The following is a 16,537-nucleotide window of genomic DNA, read 5'->3' as shown; positions in this document are numbered from 1 at the left end:
CGCATGACGACCCGGGCGCGGAAGCGGTCCCGCAGAAAGGCAGGGTGACCGCATGGACTTCAGCCGCGAGCGCCTCGAGGGCAACTGGCTCCACAGGCGTCGGCCGTCGCGGTGGCACGTGGCGTGGCTGCTGCCGCTGGCGTTCGCGCTGTGGGGGCTGGGGTGGGGCTTCGCGGACGGCGTCGCCGAGACACGTGAGGACGTCCGGGCCTGGGAGAACCGGGACGTCCGGGCCGCCTGGGAGAACTCTTCCCGGGGGTGCGTCACGACCCCCTGCTCCACGGCACATCTGGTGGTGGACCTCCGGGTCACGGACGCCGCGAGGGGCCGCGACAACGAGTACGTCACCTACCGGGTGGAGCCGGGGTCAGCGGCCACGCGGGAGGTCCCCATCGACCTCGGCGTCACTGCGCGCCGCCGCATCGACTGGGAGAAGCCCGTCGTGCTCCTGCTGCGCGACGACACGGCGCTGGGCGTCGTCGACGCCTCGGGTGTCGGCTGGGCCAGCTTCCGCGGCCGGCCGCAGGCCGTCGGGTTCGAGGGTCAGGTCGCGGTGTGGTTCGTGCTGATGGGAGTGCTGTGCCTGGCGTGGGTGCCGCAGCAGTGGCGACACCACCGTGCCGACTTCACGACTCCGGGTCTGCCGCAGCTGCGCCTGGCCACGACATCGCTCGTGCTGTCGTTCTGCCTGCTGGTGGTGTTCGCCCTTGCCCGCGCCCCCTGGTGGCTCTCGTGGCCGGGCATGGTGCTGGCGTGGGTGGTGGGACTGGCGTACGCAGGTCGAGCGTGGCGGCAGCTGTGGCGCCACGGTCGTGGTCCCTCGTCCACCGCAGCACCCGAGACGGGGCCGGGCGCTGGGCAGGGAGTCAGTCCGCCGCCTGCCCGACCTTCGTGATCCGGTGCACCGAGAAGGTCCTCTCGTCCTCGCTGCGGTGGTCGTAGGCGAGCAGCTGCCCACCCTCGAGCCGTAGCGGGTCGACGATCCGGTCGGTGCTGGTGCCGTGGTTGTCGACATAGCCGATCAGGACCGTGGCTTCCTGGTCGATCGCGTCGCGCAGCAGTGCCAGGGCAGTCAGGGGAGTGGTGGCAGAGGTGGGTCGCTCGCCCGCCGCGGCGGCGGCCCGGTCACCGGCCCGCACGGCCGCCACGACGCGGGCGACCTGGGCCGTCTCCCGGGCGCGCGCGGTGGCGGTGGGCGAGGGCGTACGTGGGGTGCGGGCGCGCTGCAGGTCGGGTCGCGCGACGTGCACCGTGCCGTCGGCGGCCTCCACGACGGGCGCCTGCCCGAGCTCGCGCAGCCGGGGCAGCAGCAGGTCGACCGGCAGGGCGGAGACGAGCACCGTCGGCGCCAGGCGCCGCAGCTCCAGCGAGGCCGCGCCCGGGTGCAGCAGCAGCTCGGTCAGGGCCTGCTCGTCGTCGGCCCGCAGGAAGGACTCGGCGTGCCCGACGCGGAACGTCCCGAAGGTGCGTACGACGTCGTCGACGAGGTAGGTGAGGGGTTGCGGCACGGGCGTGCGCGAGGTCCGGGCGAGGAAGTCGTGGATCTCCGCTCCCGACCATCCCGCGTCCAGGGCGCGGCGCAACGAGGTGGGGGTGAACCGGTGCACGGTGGCGCCGCCGCGGGACTCCACGTCGGCCAGCAGGTGCACCGCCCGGGCGAGCTCCGGGGTCAGGGGGCCGGGCGCGACGGCCGTCAGGTCGGCCTGCACCAGGAGGTGGTCGACGGGGGCGGGCATCGCCGGGGCGACTGCCTCGGCCGCCGCGGCGACGTCGCCGGCGACGAACGGTGCGGCCCAGGCGGCAGCGGCGCCCATCCCGGTCAAGCCCAGGGCAGCGGCCTCGTCGAGGGCCCAGGCCACCATCTCGTCGCGGGAGGAGGGTCGTCTGGGGCGCAGCCAGCGCAGGCGGGCGACCAGTGAGGGCACCCCCGTGCCGGCCGCGAGCGCGCTCCCGCGGGGCAGGTCCACGAGCTCGCGCAGGGCCATCTCGCGCGCCTCGGGCGCCAGCGCGCTCGAGGAGTCGGGCGCGAGCGCGTTACGGGTGCGTCCGGTGGCGTCCTTCGTGCCGGCGAGGCCGGGCAACCGCATGGTGTGCCACCACGCCTTCGCCAACGTCGCCCACCGCTCGGCCGGGCCCAGCGCTGCCCAGGTGTCGAAGGCGTGGGTGGGCAGCCACGCCGCGACCCCGTCGGTGTCGAACCCCTCCGCCAGCAGCCCCGCGGCCACGGCGACCTCGAGCAGCAGTCCGGCCTGGTGGGCGTCGACGTGCAGCTCGGTCGTCACTGCCTTGAGGTCCCGGACGCCCAGGCCGCCGCTGCGCAGCACCGTGGGTGGGTGCGTGCCCCAGTGGTCCAGGAGCAGCTCGGTGCGTCGTACGCACTCGAAGGCCGCGCCGGCGGCGACGCGGTCGACGAGCGCGGGGTCGCGCTCGGTGGTCGCCAGGGGCGGGACGTCGTCGACGGGGGCGGAGGTGGTGGTGCCGCCACGCAACGCCAGACCCACCTGGCCGGGCAGGTGGTAGGTCTGGTTCTGCGTAGGGACCAGCAGGCCGTGGGCCAGCACCTCCTCGACCGGGCTGGTGGCCTCCTCGGGAGAGTGGGGCGTGCGGGCGCGTCCCGTCGTGGCCTCCCCGCCCTGGTCGGCCACGTGGGTGAGCAGCGCCCGGGCGGGCGCCGAGAGCCGGTCGACGCGTGCGGCCGCCTCGGCACTCGAGAGGGCGTGCGGCACGACGGGGCGCAACCCGCTGACGCCGCGGGAAGTGACGCCCCGCAGGGCGTCGGCCACGCCACCGAGCGTCCGCAGGCCGCTGGTCGAGGGCCACACCAGGGCGAGGGCGAGCAGGTGGTCCAGGGCGTGGCCGGCCACCTCCGGGTCGGCGGCGACCACCGCCAGCAGCTCGTCCCGGGTTGCGTGGCCCAGCACCACGCTGGCGTCGAGCACGGCCAGCTCCAGCACCGTGAGCTCGTCCAGGGCCCGCAGCACCGAGGCTCGCGCGCTCGCGCGAGAGGCCAGCTGCGCCGAGTCGTGGGGGGCGGGGGAGGCGAGGTCGGGGCGGTGGTGCAGCAGGTGGGCCAGGGCCTCGTCGGGCCAGGCGCGCAGGTGGTCCGAGAGCGTCCGGGCAGGCGTGGTCGGCCCCGAGGGCGGGGGCGGACGGTGCGCGGGGACGGACATCCCTCCTACGCTACTCGTCCACCCCTGCGCACCGAGCAGGTCGAGGACAGGACGTCGATGGCACCCCACTCGCAGCCCGGCACGCAGGGACGCCTCCTGCACGCGGCCACCACCCACGTGGGTCTGGTGCGCTCGGTCAACGAGGACGCCCACGCCGCGGCCCCTCCGGTCTTCGTGGTCGCCGACGGCATGGGCGGCCACAGCGGGGGAGACGTGGCCAGCCGCCTGGTGACCGAGGAGTTCTCCCCGTGGGCCGGGCGCACCTTCTCCCCGTCGGGGGGCCGCGAGGCCGTCGTCGCGGCGCTCGTGCGCGCCCAGGCCCGGTTGCGGGCCTACGCAGAGCTGCGTGAGGACGACTCGCGCCTGCAGTACGCCGGCACCACGGTGGTCCTCGCGCTGCTGGTGCAGGGTCCTCGGCGTCCCCAGTGGCTGGTCGCCAACGTGGGCGACTCCCGGGCCTACGCGGCCGGGCCGGCGGGGGTGCAGCAGGTGACCACCGACCACTCGGTGGTGGCGGAGCTCGTGGCGGCCGGGCGCATCACCGAGGAGGAGGCGGCGGTGCACCCCGAACGGCACGTGATCACGCGGGCGCTGAGCAGCCTCGACCTCCCCGAGCCCGACTTCTTCGACCTCGAGGTCGCCGACGCCCCGCGCCTGTTGCTCTGCACCGACGGCGTGAGCGGGTTGGTGGCGCCCGACGACCTGGCCACGATGCTGACCGCCGGCGAGGCGCCGGGCACGACGGCCGAGGCCCTGGTGTCGGCTGCGCTCTCCACAGGCGGCACCGACAACGCCACCGCGCTGGTGGTCGATGTGGTGGGATGAGCGAGTGCCGAGTCGAGGGAGGGACGCCGTGGAGCGCACAGCACGCGACGGTGACTGGATCGGAGTCTTCGGGTCGCAGGTGACGCTGCTGCTGCCCGGCGACGCGCGCGGACGCGCGGCCCGCGCGTGGCCCCTCGTCGACACAGGCGTCGACCTGCGCGGAGTGCTCGAGGACCTCCTCGCCGACGGCCTGGACGGCCTCGGTGACTTCGTCCTGGTGGAGAGTGCCGGCGAGCGCACCCGCGTCGTGGTGCGGGGTGAGGCCGAGGTGACGGCTCACACCGCCGACGGCCCGGTGCGACTGAGCGCCACGGACCGGATCTGGCAGGAGGAGGCCTTCACCGCACTGGTGGCGCTCCACGTGTCACTGCCCGGCGTCGCCCCGATCGAGGCGGAGCACTTCGACGTCAGGGACGGTCTCGGTCGGGTCGGAGGCGTCACGTGGGGCAGCGTGCCCACCGGCGATCGCCCCCGCGACGAGGCTGAGGGCCCCGCGGACCCGGTGGTGATCACCTCACCGCCGCCGTCTCCCGCGCCGTCCGTGCCGAGTCCGGCCCCGCCGCCCCCCGAGCCCCCGGCCCCGTCGCCGCCCCCGTCCCCACTTCCTCCGGCGCCCCGCAGCGTGCCGAACCCGCCGGAGACGACGCCGCTCTCCGCGACGCCCCTCGTGCCCGACTGGCAGGAGGAGCCCACCACCTACCTGACCGAGGACGAGGAGGACGGTGGCCTGGCCGCCCTGGGCTTCGGCCTCGACGACGAGCCGACCGGTCCGCCGGACGACGACGCCGCGTCCTCCGGTGCGGCCACCGGAGCGGTGGCGGTGCTGGTGTTCAGTCACGGAGCGACTGTTCCGGTCGACGGACCGGTGCTGGTCGGTCGGGCGCCGTCGGCGCGGGCAGGCAGTCCCGGGGCCCGTCTGGTGACCGTGCCGAGCCCGCACCAGGAGGTCTCGAGCAACCACGTCGAGATCCGACCCGGTGACGGCCTCGACCTCGGCACCGCCGTGGCCGTCGACCTGGGGTCGACCAACGGCACCGTGGTCGCCCACCCGGGCCTCCCGGCTCGCGACCTCAAGCCGGGGGAGCCGTACGCACTCCTGCCCGGCGCGGTCGTCGACCTCGGCGACGGCGTGCTGGTCGAGGTGCGCCGACCGTGACCCCGGTGGCGACGCCGGCTGACCACCAGCGCCGCCTGCAGGCCTTCCTCCTCGACCAGTGCGTGGTCGTGCTGCCGGCGGCGTGCGTCGCGGCGGCCCTGACGTCGTCGGGCGCCCCGACGACGTGGGCGTGGCTGACCTCGTCGGCGGTGGCCGCCGTCGCGCTCACCCTCACCGGAGCCGTGGCCGGTGCCACCGGACACAGTCCCGGGCGCCGGCTCATGGGCGTACGCCTCGTCGCCGCAGACGGTGCGCGCCCGCTGGGGGCGGTGACGGGCGCCGCGCGGTCGTGGTTGCTGACCCTGGCTGGCCTCCTCACGGCCGGGGCAGGGTGGTGGTGGCTGGCGCTGTCGGTGGTGCGCGACGAGCACGGGCGGGGCCGGGGCTGGCACGACCGCCTCTGCGGCTCCCTGGTCGTGGAGGTGGACGTGGCCGCGGCCGCCGAGGCGCCGGTGCCGGGTGACCCCGTTGCGCGCGTCGAGGGTCTCGACGTCGCGGTGGCCGACGCCCGGCTGCTGGACCTGACGGCGCTGCGGCTGGCGCAGCCGGGTCCGGTGCCGGCTCCGCGCCGTTCGCCGCGGCGACCTCTCCCCGTCCGCTGGCAGCTCGAGGTCGAGGGCGAGCCTCCGGTGGAGGTCACCGGACGGGTCCGGCGAGCCGGAGTGGAGGTGTCGGTGATGTCGGACGGCTCCCTGGTGCTGCGCGACGCGGGCACCGACGGCGGCACGTCACTGGTCCGCGGCGGAGCTGCGCGCACCGTCGAGCCCGGTCGGTCGGCGACGCTGCTGCCCGGTGACCGGTTCCGCGCCGACGCCCGGTGGGTGGAGGTCCTCGGGATCGACGAGGCCGTCGTCCTGCGGTGAGTCCTCGGTGGAGCACCGGGTGCGCCACGGCCTACGCTGGGCCCGGACGACGCGCCGCGGGCGCGAGGAGCGCGAGGAGAGTGCAGTGCCGACTGGCAAGGTGAAGTGGTTCGACGCCGAGAAGGGGTTCGGCTTCCTGTCCCACGACGGTGGGCCCGACGTCTACGTGCACGCCGACGCCCTCCCCGAGGGGGTGACCACGCTCAAGAACGGGGCCCGCGTCGAGTTCGGCATCGCCCAGGGCCGCCGTGGGGAGCAGGCCCTCCAGGTGCGTCTGCTCGACCCGCCCGCCTCGGTCTCGCGCAACCAGCGCAACGCCACGCGCAAGAAGCCCGAGGAGATGGTCACGATCGTGGAGGACCTGATCCGGCTCCTCGACTCCCTCGGTGAGGGCTACCGCCACGGTCGCCACCCCGAGTCCAAGACCGCCCGGCCGACGGCCAAGCTGCTGCGGGCGCTCGCCGACGAGCTCGACCGCTGAGCGTGAGAGGATCGGACGCGTGAACGCCACCCACACCGTCGACCCCGTGCTCGCGGAGGCCGTCGACCTCGCCCGGACGACGCTGCTGCAGGAGGTCCCGGCCGACCAGGTCGGGGAGCACCTGGGCGCCCACGGCGAGCAGGAGGGTGTCCTCACCCACGTCTTCGCCTCCACCCACCCGGGATACGTCGGGTGGCAGTGGGCCGTGACCGTCGCGCGCCCCCCGGGCCAGGAGCACGTCACCGTCGACGAGGTGGTCCTGCTGCCCGGTGCCGAGGCGATCGTGGCGCCCGCCTGGGTGCCCTACAAGGAGCGTCTGCAGCCCGGCGACCTCTCGCCGGGCGACCTGCTGCCGGTCGACGACGACGACCCGCGCCTGGTGCCCACCTACCTGGTGGGCGAGGACCTCGGCGAGGTCGACCGCGCCCAGGTGAAGGGCGTCGCGGCCGACCTGGGCCTCGGGCGGACCCGGGTGCTCTCGACCGAGGGCGTCGACCTGGCGGCCGAGCGGTGGTACTCCGGCGACGGTGGCCCCGAGTCGCCGCTGGCGAAGTCGGCGCCGCAGCAGTGCTGGTCGTGCGGCTTCCTGGTGCGCCTCGGCGGACCGCTCTCGAGGGTCTTCGGCGTCTGCGCCAACGGCAACGCCAACGACGACGGCCGCGTGGTGTCGTACGACCACGGGTGCGGCGCGCACTCGGAGGTCAAGCTCGCCCGCAAGCAGCAGCCGGCCCCGGTGCCCGAGCACGCCTTCGACAGCACGGCCGTCGACTTCGAGCGTTTCTGACGTCGCCCGGTCAGCCCGTCAGGTCGACCGGTCAGCCGGCCCGGCGTCGACCGCCGCCACGTGGCGGCGGTGGAGCGGCTTCCTGCTCGAGACGGCGGTGACGTCGACGACGGCAGGTCTCGATGCCGATCAGGCCCAGGCCCAGGCCGGTGGTGCAGGTCCACAGCCACCAGAGACGACCGCTCTCCTGCAGCACTCCGTAGAAGGGCAGCAGGGCCACGAAGGCGACCGCCCACAGCGCGGTGCCGACCTCGACGGTGCGCACCCCGTCGACGTCGAGGGGCGGCACGTCAGCCACGGCGAAAAACCCGGGGCGGTCCTGCTGGTCACTCACGCGCCCAACCTACCGAACGCCTCGCCCGGCTCGAAACCTCGCTGCAACCAGATCGATGCACGGGCGACCACGGGGCGTGCGATCATTGCGACCCGTGAGCAACGACGTGCAGCAGAAGCCGCCCCCCGCCACCGGCGGGCTCGATCGCTTCTTCAAGATCAGTGAACGGGGTTCGACGGTCGGGCAGGAGGTGCGCGGCGGCCTGGTCACCTTCCTGACGATGGCCTACATCATCATCCTGAACCCGCTGATCCTCGGCTTCGTGCCCGACTCCGAGGGCATGTACCTCGGTGGCGGCACCGAGCCCGGCAGCGGCATCCCGGCGATCGCGGCCGGCACGGCCCTCGTCGCCGGCATCCTCACCCTCGCCATGGGTGCGGTGGCCAACTTCCCGCTGGCGCTGGCAGCCGGTCTGGGTCTCAACGCCTTCGTGGCCAACTCGATCGCGCGCCAGTCGACCTGGGCCGACGCGATGGGTCTGGTCGTCCTCGAGGGTCTGGTGATCCTGGTGCTGGTGATGACCGGCTTCCGCAAGGCCGTCTTCCACGCCGTGCCCCAGCAGCTCAAGGTCGCGATCTCCGTCGGTATCGGCCTCTTCATCGCCCTGGTCGGCTTCGTCGACGCCCGCTTCGTCACCCGCATCCCCGACGAGTTCACCACCACCGTCCCGGTGCAGCTCGGCGTCGGGGGCCACCTCACCGGCTGGCCCGTCCTGATCTTCTGCCTCGGCCTGCTGCTGATGATCGCCCTGTGGGTGCGCCAGGTGCGGGGCGCCATCCTGATCGGCATCGTGGTGGCGACCGTCCTGGCCGTCATCGCCGAGGCCATCGGCGACCTGGGTGCGGCCGGTGCCGACAACCCGGGCGGCTGGTCGCTGAGCGTGCCGACCGTGGGAGACGACGTCTTCGGCCTGCCTGACTTCTCCACCCTCCTGCAGTTCAACCTGTTCGGGGCCTTCAGCTCGGTCGAGGGCGGTGTGCTGGCCGCACTCCTGCTCGTCTTCTCCCTGCTGCTCGCCGACTTCTTCGACACCATGGGCACGATGACCGCCATCGGCGCCGAGGCCGGTCTCAACGATGAGGAGGGCGTCCCGCCCAACGCCCAGCGCATCCTCATGGTCGACTCCGTCGCCGCGATCGCCGGTGGTGCCGCCGGTGTCTCCTCCAACACCTCCTACATCGAGTCGGCGTCGGGTGTCGGTGAGGGTGCCCGCACCGGTCTGGCCTCGGTCGTCACCGGCCTGGTCTTCCTGGTCGCGATGTTCTTCACCCCGCTGGTCGCCCTGATCCCGTCGGAGGCAGCCGTCCCGGCGCTGGTCCTGGTCGGCTTCCTGATGATGCAGCAGGTCACCGAGATCGACTGGCGCGACGTCGAGCTGGCGATCCCGGCGTTCCTGACCATCGTGGTCATGCCGTTCACCTACTCGATCTCCGCCGGCATCGGGGCGGGCTTCGTGGCCTACGTCCTCATCAAGCTGGTGGTCGGCAAGGTGCGCGACATCCACCCGCTGCTGTGGGTCGTCGCGGTGCTCTTCGTCGTCTACTTCGCCTACACGCCGATCAGCTCCTGGGTGAGCTGAGCCCAGTCACACGCAGGCCCGTCGTCCCACCGGGGCGGCGGGCCTGCGGCGTTGCAGGGGGGCGTACGCCGTGACCGGCGACACCGGAGGTGTCGGAATAGTTGCCGACGGCAAGTGGTTGACGTTGATCGGGCCGCGTCGTGCCCGGCCTCCTGCTGGCCGCTCGTCGGCCACCTCGGACCTCCCACTCACGGGCTGCCCCGCGCCGGGCCGTCCCGCTCCCTCCAGCGGCGCAGAAGGAACCACCACCAGTTGAGCCCCACGTTCCGTTCCCTGTCCAACCCCAACTACCGCCTGTACGCAGCCGGTGGCGTCGTCTCCAACGTCGGCACCTGGATGCAGCGCGTCGCCCAGGACTGGCTCGTCCTGGTGCTGACCGCCAACAGTGCGGCGGCCCTGGGCATCACCACGGCGTTGCAGTTCCTGCCGTTCCTGCTGCTGGGGCCCTTCGCCGGGCTGGTCGCCGACCGGTTCCCCAAGCGCCGGGTGCTGCAGGCGACCAACGTGGGCATGGCCCTGCCGGCGCTGGTGCTGGGGCTGCTGGCGGTGACGGGCACGGCGCAGATCTGGCACGTGTACGTCCTCGCGCTCGTGCTGGGGGTCTCCTCGGCGCTGGACGCCCCGGCGCGGCACGCCTTCGTCTCCGAGATCGTGGCCCCCGCTGACCTCACCAACGCCGTGGGCCTCAACTCCGCCTCCTTCAACGCCGCGCGCCTGGTCGGCCCCGGGCTGGCCGGTCTGCTGATCGCCACCTGGGGCGGGGGAGCGACGGCCACCGGCTGGGTGATCCTGCTCAACGCGGTCTCCTACGTCGCGCCGGTGCTCTCCCTGCAACGCCTCGACGTCACCCGGCTGCGGGTGCCGGCCCCGGTGGCCTCGCGCGGCCTCGCCGCGGTGCGGGAGGGTCTGGGCTACGTGCGTCGCCGGCCCGACCTGCTCCTGGTGCTCGCGGTCGTCTTCTTCGTCGGCACCTTCGGGCTCAACTTCCAGATGACGTCGGCGCTGATGGCGACCGAGGTCTTCGACAAGGGCGCCACGGAGTATGGCCTGCTCGGTTCCTTCCTGGCCGTCGGCTCGCTGGCCGGGTCGCTGCTGGCGGCGCGGCGTGAGGTCTTCACCCTGCGCAGCGTCGTGGTCGCGGCCCTCGTCTTCGGCGCCGCGGTGACCCTTGCCGGCGCCGCACCGTCGTACGTCGTCTTCGCGCTGATGTGCCCCGTGCTGGGGGTCAGTGCCCTGGCGCTGATCACCTCGGCCAACGGCTACATGCAGATGAACACCGAACCTGCCCTGCGGGGTCGGGCGATGGCGATCTACCTGATGGTGATGATGGGCGGCACGCCCGCCGGAGCGCCCCTCATCGGATGGGTCGGCGAGGTGTTCGGAGCCCGCTGGACCCTGCTGCTCGGCGGCGTGGCCACGATGGTGGGAGTGGCCGCTGCGGCCGCGTTGCGGCTGTGGGTGGCGCGACGCCCCGTGCAGCACGCGGAGCACGAGCCGTCTCGTTTTGACCCCCTCCTGCGGGAACGAGTAGCCTGATCGCTTGTGTCTGGTATGTCCAGACCCATGCGCGTGCCCGGCTCTCGATGTCGCCGCGCTGAACTATTAGGCACACCGCAACACGGCAACATCCCGAGCCCAGCACCGTGCCGGGCCGTGAGGAAGAAACAGAGAGGGAACCACCAGGTGCCCACCATTCAGCAGTTGGTCCGCAAGGGCCGTCAGGACAAGGTGTCCAAGAACAAGACGCCTGCCCTCAAGGGCTCGCCGCAGCGCCGCGGCGTCTGCACCCGCGTCTACACCACCACCCCGAAGAAGCCGAACTCCGCCCTCCGCAAGGTCGCCCGTGTGCGCCTGTCGAGCGGCGTCGAGGTCACCGCGTACATCCCGGGTGTGGGCCACAACCTGCAGGAGCACTCGATCGTGCTCGTGCGCGGCGGTCGTGTGAAGGACCTGCCGGGTGTGCGTTACAAGATCATCCGCGGCACGCTGGACACCCAGGGCGTCAAGAACCGCAAGCAGGCTCGTAGCCGCTACGGCGCGAAGAAGGAGAAGAGCTGATGCCGCGCAAGGGTCCCGCCCCGAAGCGTCCGCTTGTCGTCGACCCCGTCTACGGCTCGCAGATCGTCACCCAGCTGGTCAGCAAGGTCCTCCAGGACGGCAAGAAGCAGGTTGCCCAGCGCATCGTGTACACCGCCCTCGAGGGTTGCCGTGAGAAGACCGGCACCGACCCCGTCCTCACGCTCAAGCGCGCGCTCGACAACGTCAAGCCCGCCCTCGAGGTGAAGTCCCGCCGCGTCGGTGGTGCCACCTACCAGGTGCCCGTCGAGGTCAAGCCGAACCGCCAGACCACCCTGGCGCTGCGTTGGCTCGTGGGTTACGCCGCCGACCGTCGTGAGAAGACGATGGCCGAGCGTCTGATGAACGAGATCCTCGACGCGAGCAACGGCCTCGGTGCCGCTGTGAAGAAGCGCGAGGACACGCACAAGATGGCCGAGTCGAACAAGGCCTTCGCCCACTACCGCTGGTGACGTCGGGGGGCGTACGTAGCATTGCTCCGTACGCCCCTCACCGCACCGCCCGCCGACTTTAAGGAACTGACTTTCAGTGGCCGTTGACATCACCACGGACCTCACCAAGGTCCGCAACATCGGCATCATGGCGCACATCGACGCCGGCAAGACCACCACGACCGAGCGCATCCTCTTCTACACCGGTATCAACTACAAGATCGGTGACACGCACGAGGGCTCCGCCACCATGGACTGGATGGAGCAGGAGCAGGAGCGTGGCATCACGATCACCTCCGCGGCCACCACGTGCTGGTGGAAGGACCACCAGATCAACATCATCGACACCCCCGGGCACGTCGACTTCACCGTCGAGGTCGAGCGCTCGCTGCGCGTCCTCGACGGCGCCGTCGCGGTCTTCGACGGTGTCGCCGGTGTCGAGCCCCAGTCGATGACGGTGTGGCGCCAGGCCAACAAGTACCAGGTCCCGCGCATGTGCTTCATCAACAAGCTCGACCGCACGGGTGCTGACTTCTACTTCGTCGTCCAGACGATCGTCGACAAGCTCAACGCCAACCCGCTGGTCCTGCAGCTGCCCATCGGTGCCGAGGGCGACTTCATCGGTGTCGTCGACCTCGTTGGCATGCGTGCCCTGACCTGGCGTGGCGAGACCGCGCAGGGTGAGGACTACGTGGTCGAGGAGATCCCGGCCGACCTCGCCGACAAGGCCGCGGAGTACCGCGAGAAGCTGGTCGAGGGCGTCGCCGAGACCGACGACGAGCTCATGGAGCGCTACCTCGAGAACGGTGACGACTTCACCGTCGAGGAGCTCCAGGCCGCGATCCGCAAGGCCACCCTGGCGGGCGAGGTCAACCCGATCCTCACCGGCACGGCCTTCAAGAACAAGGGCGTGCAGCCCCTGCTCGACGCCGTCGTCGCCTACCTCCCCTCGCCCCTCGACATCGAGGCGATCGTGGGCCACAAGCCCAACGACGAGGAGACCGAGGTCCGGCGTCAGCCCAACGACGACGAGCCGCTCGCCGCCCTGGCGTTCAAGATCGCCGCCGACCCCCACCTGGGCAAGCTGACCTTCGTCCGCGTCTACTCGGGCAAGCTGGAGGCCGGTTCCACCGTGCTCAACTCCAGCAACGGCCGCAAGGAGCGCATCGGCAAGGTCTACCAGATGCACGCCAACAAGCGTGAGGAGATCGCGTCGGTCGGTGCCGGCCAGATCGTGGCCGTCATGGGTCTGAAGGACACCAAGACCGGTCACACGCTCTCCGACAACGCCAAGCCGGTCGTGCTCGAGTCGATGACCTTCCCGGCCCCGGTGATCGAGGTCGCCATCGAGCCGAAGACGAAGGGCGACCAGGAGAAGCTGGGCACCGCGATCCAGCGTCTCTCCGACGAGGACCCGACCTTCACCGTCAAGACCGACGAGGAGACCGGCCAGACGATCATCGCCGGCATGGGCGAGCTCCACCTCGAGGTCCTGGTCGACCGCATGCGTCGTGAGTTCAAGGTCGAGGCGACCGTCGGCAAGCCGCAGGTGGCCTACCGCGAGACCATCCGCCGCAAGGTGGAGAACCACGGCTACACGCACAAGAAGCAGACCGGTGGTTCGGGTCAGTTCGCCAAGATCGTCATCTCGATCGAGCCGAACATCGACCCCGAGACCGGCCTCGGTGCGGGCTACGAGTTCGTCAACAACGTGAGCGGTGGTCGTGTGCCGAGGGAGTACATCCCCTCGGTCGACCAGGGTGCTCAGGAGGCCATGCAGTTCGGCATCATGGCCGGCTTCCCGATGGTGGACGTCAAGGTCTCCCTCGAGGACGGCGCCTACCACGACGTCGACTCCTCGGAGCTGGCGTTCAAGATCGCCGGTCTGCAGGGCTTCAAGGAGGCTGCGCAGAAGGCCAAGGCCGTGCTGCTCGAGCCGATGTTCGCGGTCGACGTGACGACGCCGGAGTCCTTCCTCGGCACCGTCATCGGCGACCTCAACTCGCGTCGCGGTCAGATCCGCTCGCAGGAGACGGTCCACGGCGACATCATGGTCAGCGCCCTGGTCCCCCTCTCCGAGATGTTCGGGTACGTTGGCGACCTGAGGTCCAAGACCTCCGGCCAGGCCTCGTACTCCATGGAGTTCGACTCGTACGCCGAGGTTCCCACGAACATCGCCGACGAGATCATCAAGAAGGTTCGTGGCGAGTAATCGCCCCGGATCCTCGGCTGCAACAATTCATTCCACGAGTCAAGTAACAACAACAGGAGGAGCCCACAGTGGCTAAGGCGAAGTTCGAGCGGACCAAGCCGCACGTCAACATCGGAACCATCGGTCACATCGACCATGGCAAGACGACGCTGACGGCAGCGATCTCCAAGGTTCTGGCCGACACGTACCCCGACCTGAACGAGCAGTCGCCGTTCGACAACATCGACAAGGCTCCCGAGGAGCGTCAGCGCGGCATCACGATCTCGATCTCGCACATCGAGTACCAGACCGAGTCGCGCCACTACGCGCACGTCGACTGCCCCGGTCACGCTGACTACATCAAGAACATGATCACCGGTGCCGCGCAGATGGACGGCGCGATCCTGGTGGTTGCCGCGACCGACGGTCCCATGCCCCAGACCCGCGAGCACGTGCTGCTCGCCCGTCAGGTCGGCGTGCCGGCCATGGTCGTTGCTCTCAACAAGTGCGACATGGTCGACGACGAGGAGCTCATCGAGCTCGTCGAGATGGAGGTGCGCGAGCTCCTCAACGAGTACGAGTTCCCCGGCGACGACGTGCCGGTCGTGCGCGTGGCTGCCTTCCCCGCCCTGCAGGGCGAGGAGAAGTGGGCCGACTCGATCCGCGAGCTCATGAAGGCTGTCGACGAGTACATCCCGCAGCCCGAGCGTGACACCGACAAGCCCTTCCTCATGCCCGTCGAGGACGTCTTCACGATCACCGGTCGTGGCACCGTCATCACCGGTCGTATCGAGCGCGGCATCATCAAGGTCAACGAGGAGGTCGAGATCATCGGCATCCGCGAGGAGTCGCAGAAGACCACCGTCACCGGTGTCGAGATGTTCCGCAAGCTGCTCGACGAGGGCCAGGCCGGTGAGAACGTCGGTCTGCTGCTGCGAGGCACCAAGCGCGAGGACGTCGAGCGCGGCATGGTCGTCGTGAAGCCGGGCACCACCACCCCGCACACCGACTTCGAGGCCTCGGTCTACATCCTCTCGAAGGAGGAGGGCGGCCGTCACACGCCGTTCTTCAACAACTACCGCCCGCAGTTCTACTTCCGCACCACCGACGTGACCGGCGTCGTGACCCTCCCCGAGGGCACGGAGATGGTCATGCCCGGTGACAACACGGAGATGACTGTCGAGCTCATCCAGCCCATCGCCATGGACGAGAACCTCAAGTTCTCGATCCGCGAGGGTGGCCGCACCGTGGGTGCCGGCCGCGTCACCAAGATCATCAAGTGACGTCCTGATCCACCTGCTGCGGCCCCGGACCATCGGTCCGGGGCCGCAGTGCATTTCAGGGGCACTACGCTTGGACGGTGATCCCCGCTGAACTGACCGCCGCTCGTGTCGAGGCCGCCGCCGAAGTGCTGGTCGGCGTCGTGCACACCACCCCTCTCGAGCACAGTCCGCGACTCTCCCAGGCGATCGGCGCCGAGGTCCTCCTCAAGAGGGAGAACCGACAGGTCGCCCGTTCCTACAAGGTGCGCGGAGCCTTCCACGGCATTCAGGGTCTGAGCGAGGCCGAGCGGGCCCGCGGCGTGGTCTGCGCCTCCGCCGGCAACTACGCCCAAGGCGTCGCCTGGGCGTGTGCCCGGCTGGGGATCCAGGGCCGCATCTACGTCCCGTCCAACACCCCGCGGCAGAAGCGTCAGCGCATCCTGGCTCTGGGCGGACCGTCGGTGAAGCTGGTCGTCACCGGCTCCAACTACGACGAGGCCTCCATGGCGGCTCGCGAAGACGCCGAGAGCAGCGGCGCCGTCTTCGTCCACCCGTTCGACGACCCGGCGACCATCCTCGGTCAGGGTTCCGTCGCGGTCGAAGCGATGGCCCAGGCCGCCGAGCGGGGTCTGCGGGTGACCACGGTCGTCCTGCCGGTGGGGGGCGGGGGACTGGCTTCGGGCATGTCCGTGTGGCTGAAGGAACGTCACCCCGCCGTGCGCATCATCGGCGTCGAGCCCGCGGGTGCCGCCAGCATGACTGCCGCGCTCGCCGCGGGTCGACCGGTGAAGCTCCCGCACGTCGACACCTTCGTCGACGGCGCCGCGGTCGGCCGCGTCGGGGACCTGACGTACGACGTCGTCAGCGAGCTCGTCGACGAGGTCGTGGCCGTCCCCGAGGGCGCGGTCTGCACCGAGATGCTCGAGCTCTACCAGGTCGACGGCATCATCACCGAGCCGGCGGGCGCGCTGGCGAGCACGTACGCCCTCCAGCTCGCCGGCACCCTGTCGGCGGACGAGGCGGTCATCTGCATCGTCTCCGGTGGCAACAACGACGTCAGCCGCTACGCCGAGATCGTCGAGCGTTCACTGCTGCACGAAGGCCTGCGCCACTACTTCATGGTCACGTTCCCCCAGGAGCCCGGCGCCCTGCGCTACTTCCTGGAGGAGGTGCTCAGCGAGGGGGAGGACATCGTCCTCTTCGAGTACGTCAAGAAGAACAACCGCGAGACCGGACCGGCCCTGGTGGGCGTCGAGCTGGACCGGGCCGACCGGATCACCGGCCTTCTCGAGCGCATGGAGAAGAGCCCGATGCAGATCGAGCAGGTGCCGCCCGGCTCGCCGCTCTTCTCGTTCTTCCTGTGACCAGGCGTAGGCTCCTCGACC

General features: G+C 71.1%; 16 protein-coding genes. 13 read left to right on the top strand and 3 right to left on the bottom strand.

All coding sequences use genetic code 11. The features are described 5' to 3' along the window. Positions 1 to 52: 52 nt before the first annotated feature. Complete coding sequence (locus tag IEQ44_RS10040; protein ID WP_193638318.1) at positions 53 to 895, top strand: hypothetical protein; 843 nt, start codon at positions 53 to 55, stop codon at positions 893 to 895. Here IEQ44_RS10040 and IEQ44_RS10035 read toward each other — a convergent pair. Beyond that, positions 867 to 3,170: a helicase C-terminal domain-containing protein gene (locus IEQ44_RS10035; RefSeq protein ID WP_193638317.1), complete on the bottom strand. Its 2,304-nt coding sequence runs from the start codon at positions 3,168 to 3,170 to the stop codon at positions 867 to 869. The genes IEQ44_RS10040 and IEQ44_RS10035 overlap by 29 nt on opposite strands. Here IEQ44_RS10035 and IEQ44_RS10030 point away from each other — a divergent pair. From IEQ44_RS10030 to IEQ44_RS10010, 5 genes are all read left to right on the top strand, one after another. Further along, the gene (locus tag IEQ44_RS10030; protein ID WP_193638316.1) at positions 3,153 to 3,995 is read left to right on the top strand and encodes a PP2C family protein-serine/threonine phosphatase; all 843 of its coding nucleotides are present in this window, start codon (positions 3,153 to 3,155) and stop codon (positions 3,993 to 3,995) included. The two genes, IEQ44_RS10035 and IEQ44_RS10030, sit on opposite strands and share 18 nt — an antisense overlap. Before the next feature lie 28 nt (positions 3,996 to 4,023). Next, complete coding sequence (locus IEQ44_RS10025) at positions 4,024 to 5,151, top strand: FHA domain-containing protein (protein ID WP_193638315.1); 1,128 nt, start codon at positions 4,024 to 4,026, stop codon at positions 5,149 to 5,151. Next, entirely contained in the window at positions 5,148 to 6,014 is an 867-nt protein-coding gene (locus IEQ44_RS10020) for an RDD family protein (RefSeq protein ID WP_193638314.1), read from the top strand. The genes IEQ44_RS10025 and IEQ44_RS10020 overlap by 4 nt, the downstream gene beginning before the upstream one ends. Before the next feature lie 85 nt (positions 6,015 to 6,099). After that, entirely contained in the window at positions 6,100 to 6,495 is a 396-nt protein-coding gene (locus IEQ44_RS17920) for a cold-shock protein (protein WP_193638376.1), read from the top strand. Positions 6,496 to 6,514: 19 nt separating this feature from the next. Further along, positions 6,515 to 7,279: a DUF3027 domain-containing protein gene (locus tag IEQ44_RS10010; protein WP_193638313.1), complete on the top strand. Its 765-nt coding sequence runs from the start codon at positions 6,515 to 6,517 to the stop codon at positions 7,277 to 7,279. Between the two features lie 31 nt (positions 7,280 to 7,310). Here IEQ44_RS10010 and IEQ44_RS10005 read toward each other — a convergent pair whose 3' ends face one another. Continuing rightward, positions 7,311 to 7,613 carry a DUF2530 domain-containing protein gene (locus IEQ44_RS10005; RefSeq protein ID WP_319804604.1) on the bottom strand — a complete coding sequence of 101 codons (303 nt, stop codon included), beginning with the start codon at positions 7,611 to 7,613 and terminating at the stop codon, positions 7,311 to 7,313. Between the two features lie 94 nt (positions 7,614 to 7,707). On the opposite strand from IEQ44_RS10005, the gene IEQ44_RS10000 reads away from it, so the two are divergent. After that, a complete protein-coding gene (locus IEQ44_RS10000; protein WP_319804603.1) occupies positions 7,708 to 9,192 on the top strand; it encodes an NCS2 family permease in 1,485 nt (494 codons plus the stop codon). A 6-nt stretch (positions 9,193 to 9,198) separates the two neighbouring features. On the opposite strand, the gene IEQ44_RS09995 is transcribed toward IEQ44_RS10000, so the two are convergent. Then, positions 9,199 to 9,441 (bottom strand): hypothetical protein, encoded by a 243-nt coding sequence (locus IEQ44_RS09995; protein ID WP_193638311.1) that lies wholly within the window; start codon positions 9,439 to 9,441, stop codon positions 9,199 to 9,201. Between the two features lie 3 nt (positions 9,442 to 9,444). Here IEQ44_RS09995 and IEQ44_RS09990 point away from each other — a divergent pair, with 3 nt between their 5' ends. From IEQ44_RS09990 to ilvA, 6 genes are all read left to right on the top strand, one after another. Next, positions 9,445 to 10,728: an MFS transporter gene (locus IEQ44_RS09990; protein ID WP_193638310.1), complete on the top strand. Its 1,284-nt coding sequence runs from the start codon at positions 9,445 to 9,447 to the stop codon at positions 10,726 to 10,728. 147 nt (positions 10,729 to 10,875) lie between these two features. Beyond that, positions 10,876 to 11,250 carry a 30S ribosomal protein S12 gene (gene rpsL, locus IEQ44_RS09985; protein WP_011757353.1) on the top strand — a complete coding sequence of 125 codons (375 nt, stop codon included), beginning with the start codon at positions 10,876 to 10,878 and terminating at the stop codon, positions 11,248 to 11,250. Then, on the top strand, positions 11,250 to 11,720 hold the full coding sequence (rpsG, locus tag IEQ44_RS09980) for a 30S ribosomal protein S7 (protein WP_193638309.1): 471 nt from the start codon (positions 11,250 to 11,252) through the stop codon (positions 11,718 to 11,720). Before rpsL ends, rpsG begins: the two co-directional genes overlap by 1 nt. A 76-nt stretch (positions 11,721 to 11,796) precedes the next feature. Beyond that, positions 11,797 to 13,911 (top strand): elongation factor G, encoded by a 2,115-nt coding sequence (gene fusA, locus IEQ44_RS09975; protein ID WP_193638308.1) that lies wholly within the window; start codon positions 11,797 to 11,799, stop codon positions 13,909 to 13,911. Positions 13,912 to 13,979: 68 nt separating this feature from the next. Further along, a complete protein-coding gene (tuf, locus tag IEQ44_RS09970) occupies positions 13,980 to 15,173 on the top strand; it encodes an elongation factor Tu (RefSeq protein ID WP_193638307.1) in 1,194 nt (397 codons plus the stop codon). A gap of 77 nt (positions 15,174 to 15,250) precedes the next feature. Next, complete coding sequence (gene ilvA / locus IEQ44_RS09965) at positions 15,251 to 16,516, top strand: threonine ammonia-lyase IlvA (RefSeq protein ID WP_319804602.1); 1,266 nt, start codon at positions 15,251 to 15,253, stop codon at positions 16,514 to 16,516. Positions 16,517 to 16,537: the final 21 nt, after the last annotated feature.

It is taken from the genome of Nocardioides malaquae, from assembly GCF_015070385.1.
Classification (GTDB): Bacteria; Actinomycetota; Actinomycetes; order Propionibacteriales; family Nocardioidaceae; genus Nocardioides; species Nocardioides malaquae.
The sequence above is the reverse complement of the archived record's forward strand: the minus strand, read 5'-3'. Positions and strand labels throughout refer to the sequence as shown.

What these genes read in the sequence shown, in the direction of transcription:
- rpsG (WP_193638309.1), top strand. Translation starts at nt 11,250, where the DNA reads ATGCCGCGCAAGGGTCCCGCCCCGAAGCGTCCGCTTGTCGTCGACCCC.
- IEQ44_RS10035 (WP_193638317.1), bottom strand. Translation starts at nt 3,170, where the DNA reads ATGTCCGTCCCCGCGCACCGTCCGCCCCCGCCCTCGGGGCCGACCACG.
- IEQ44_RS10040 (WP_193638318.1), top strand. Translation starts at nt 53, where the DNA reads ATGGACTTCAGCCGCGAGCGCCTCGAGGGCAACTGGCTCCACAGGCGT.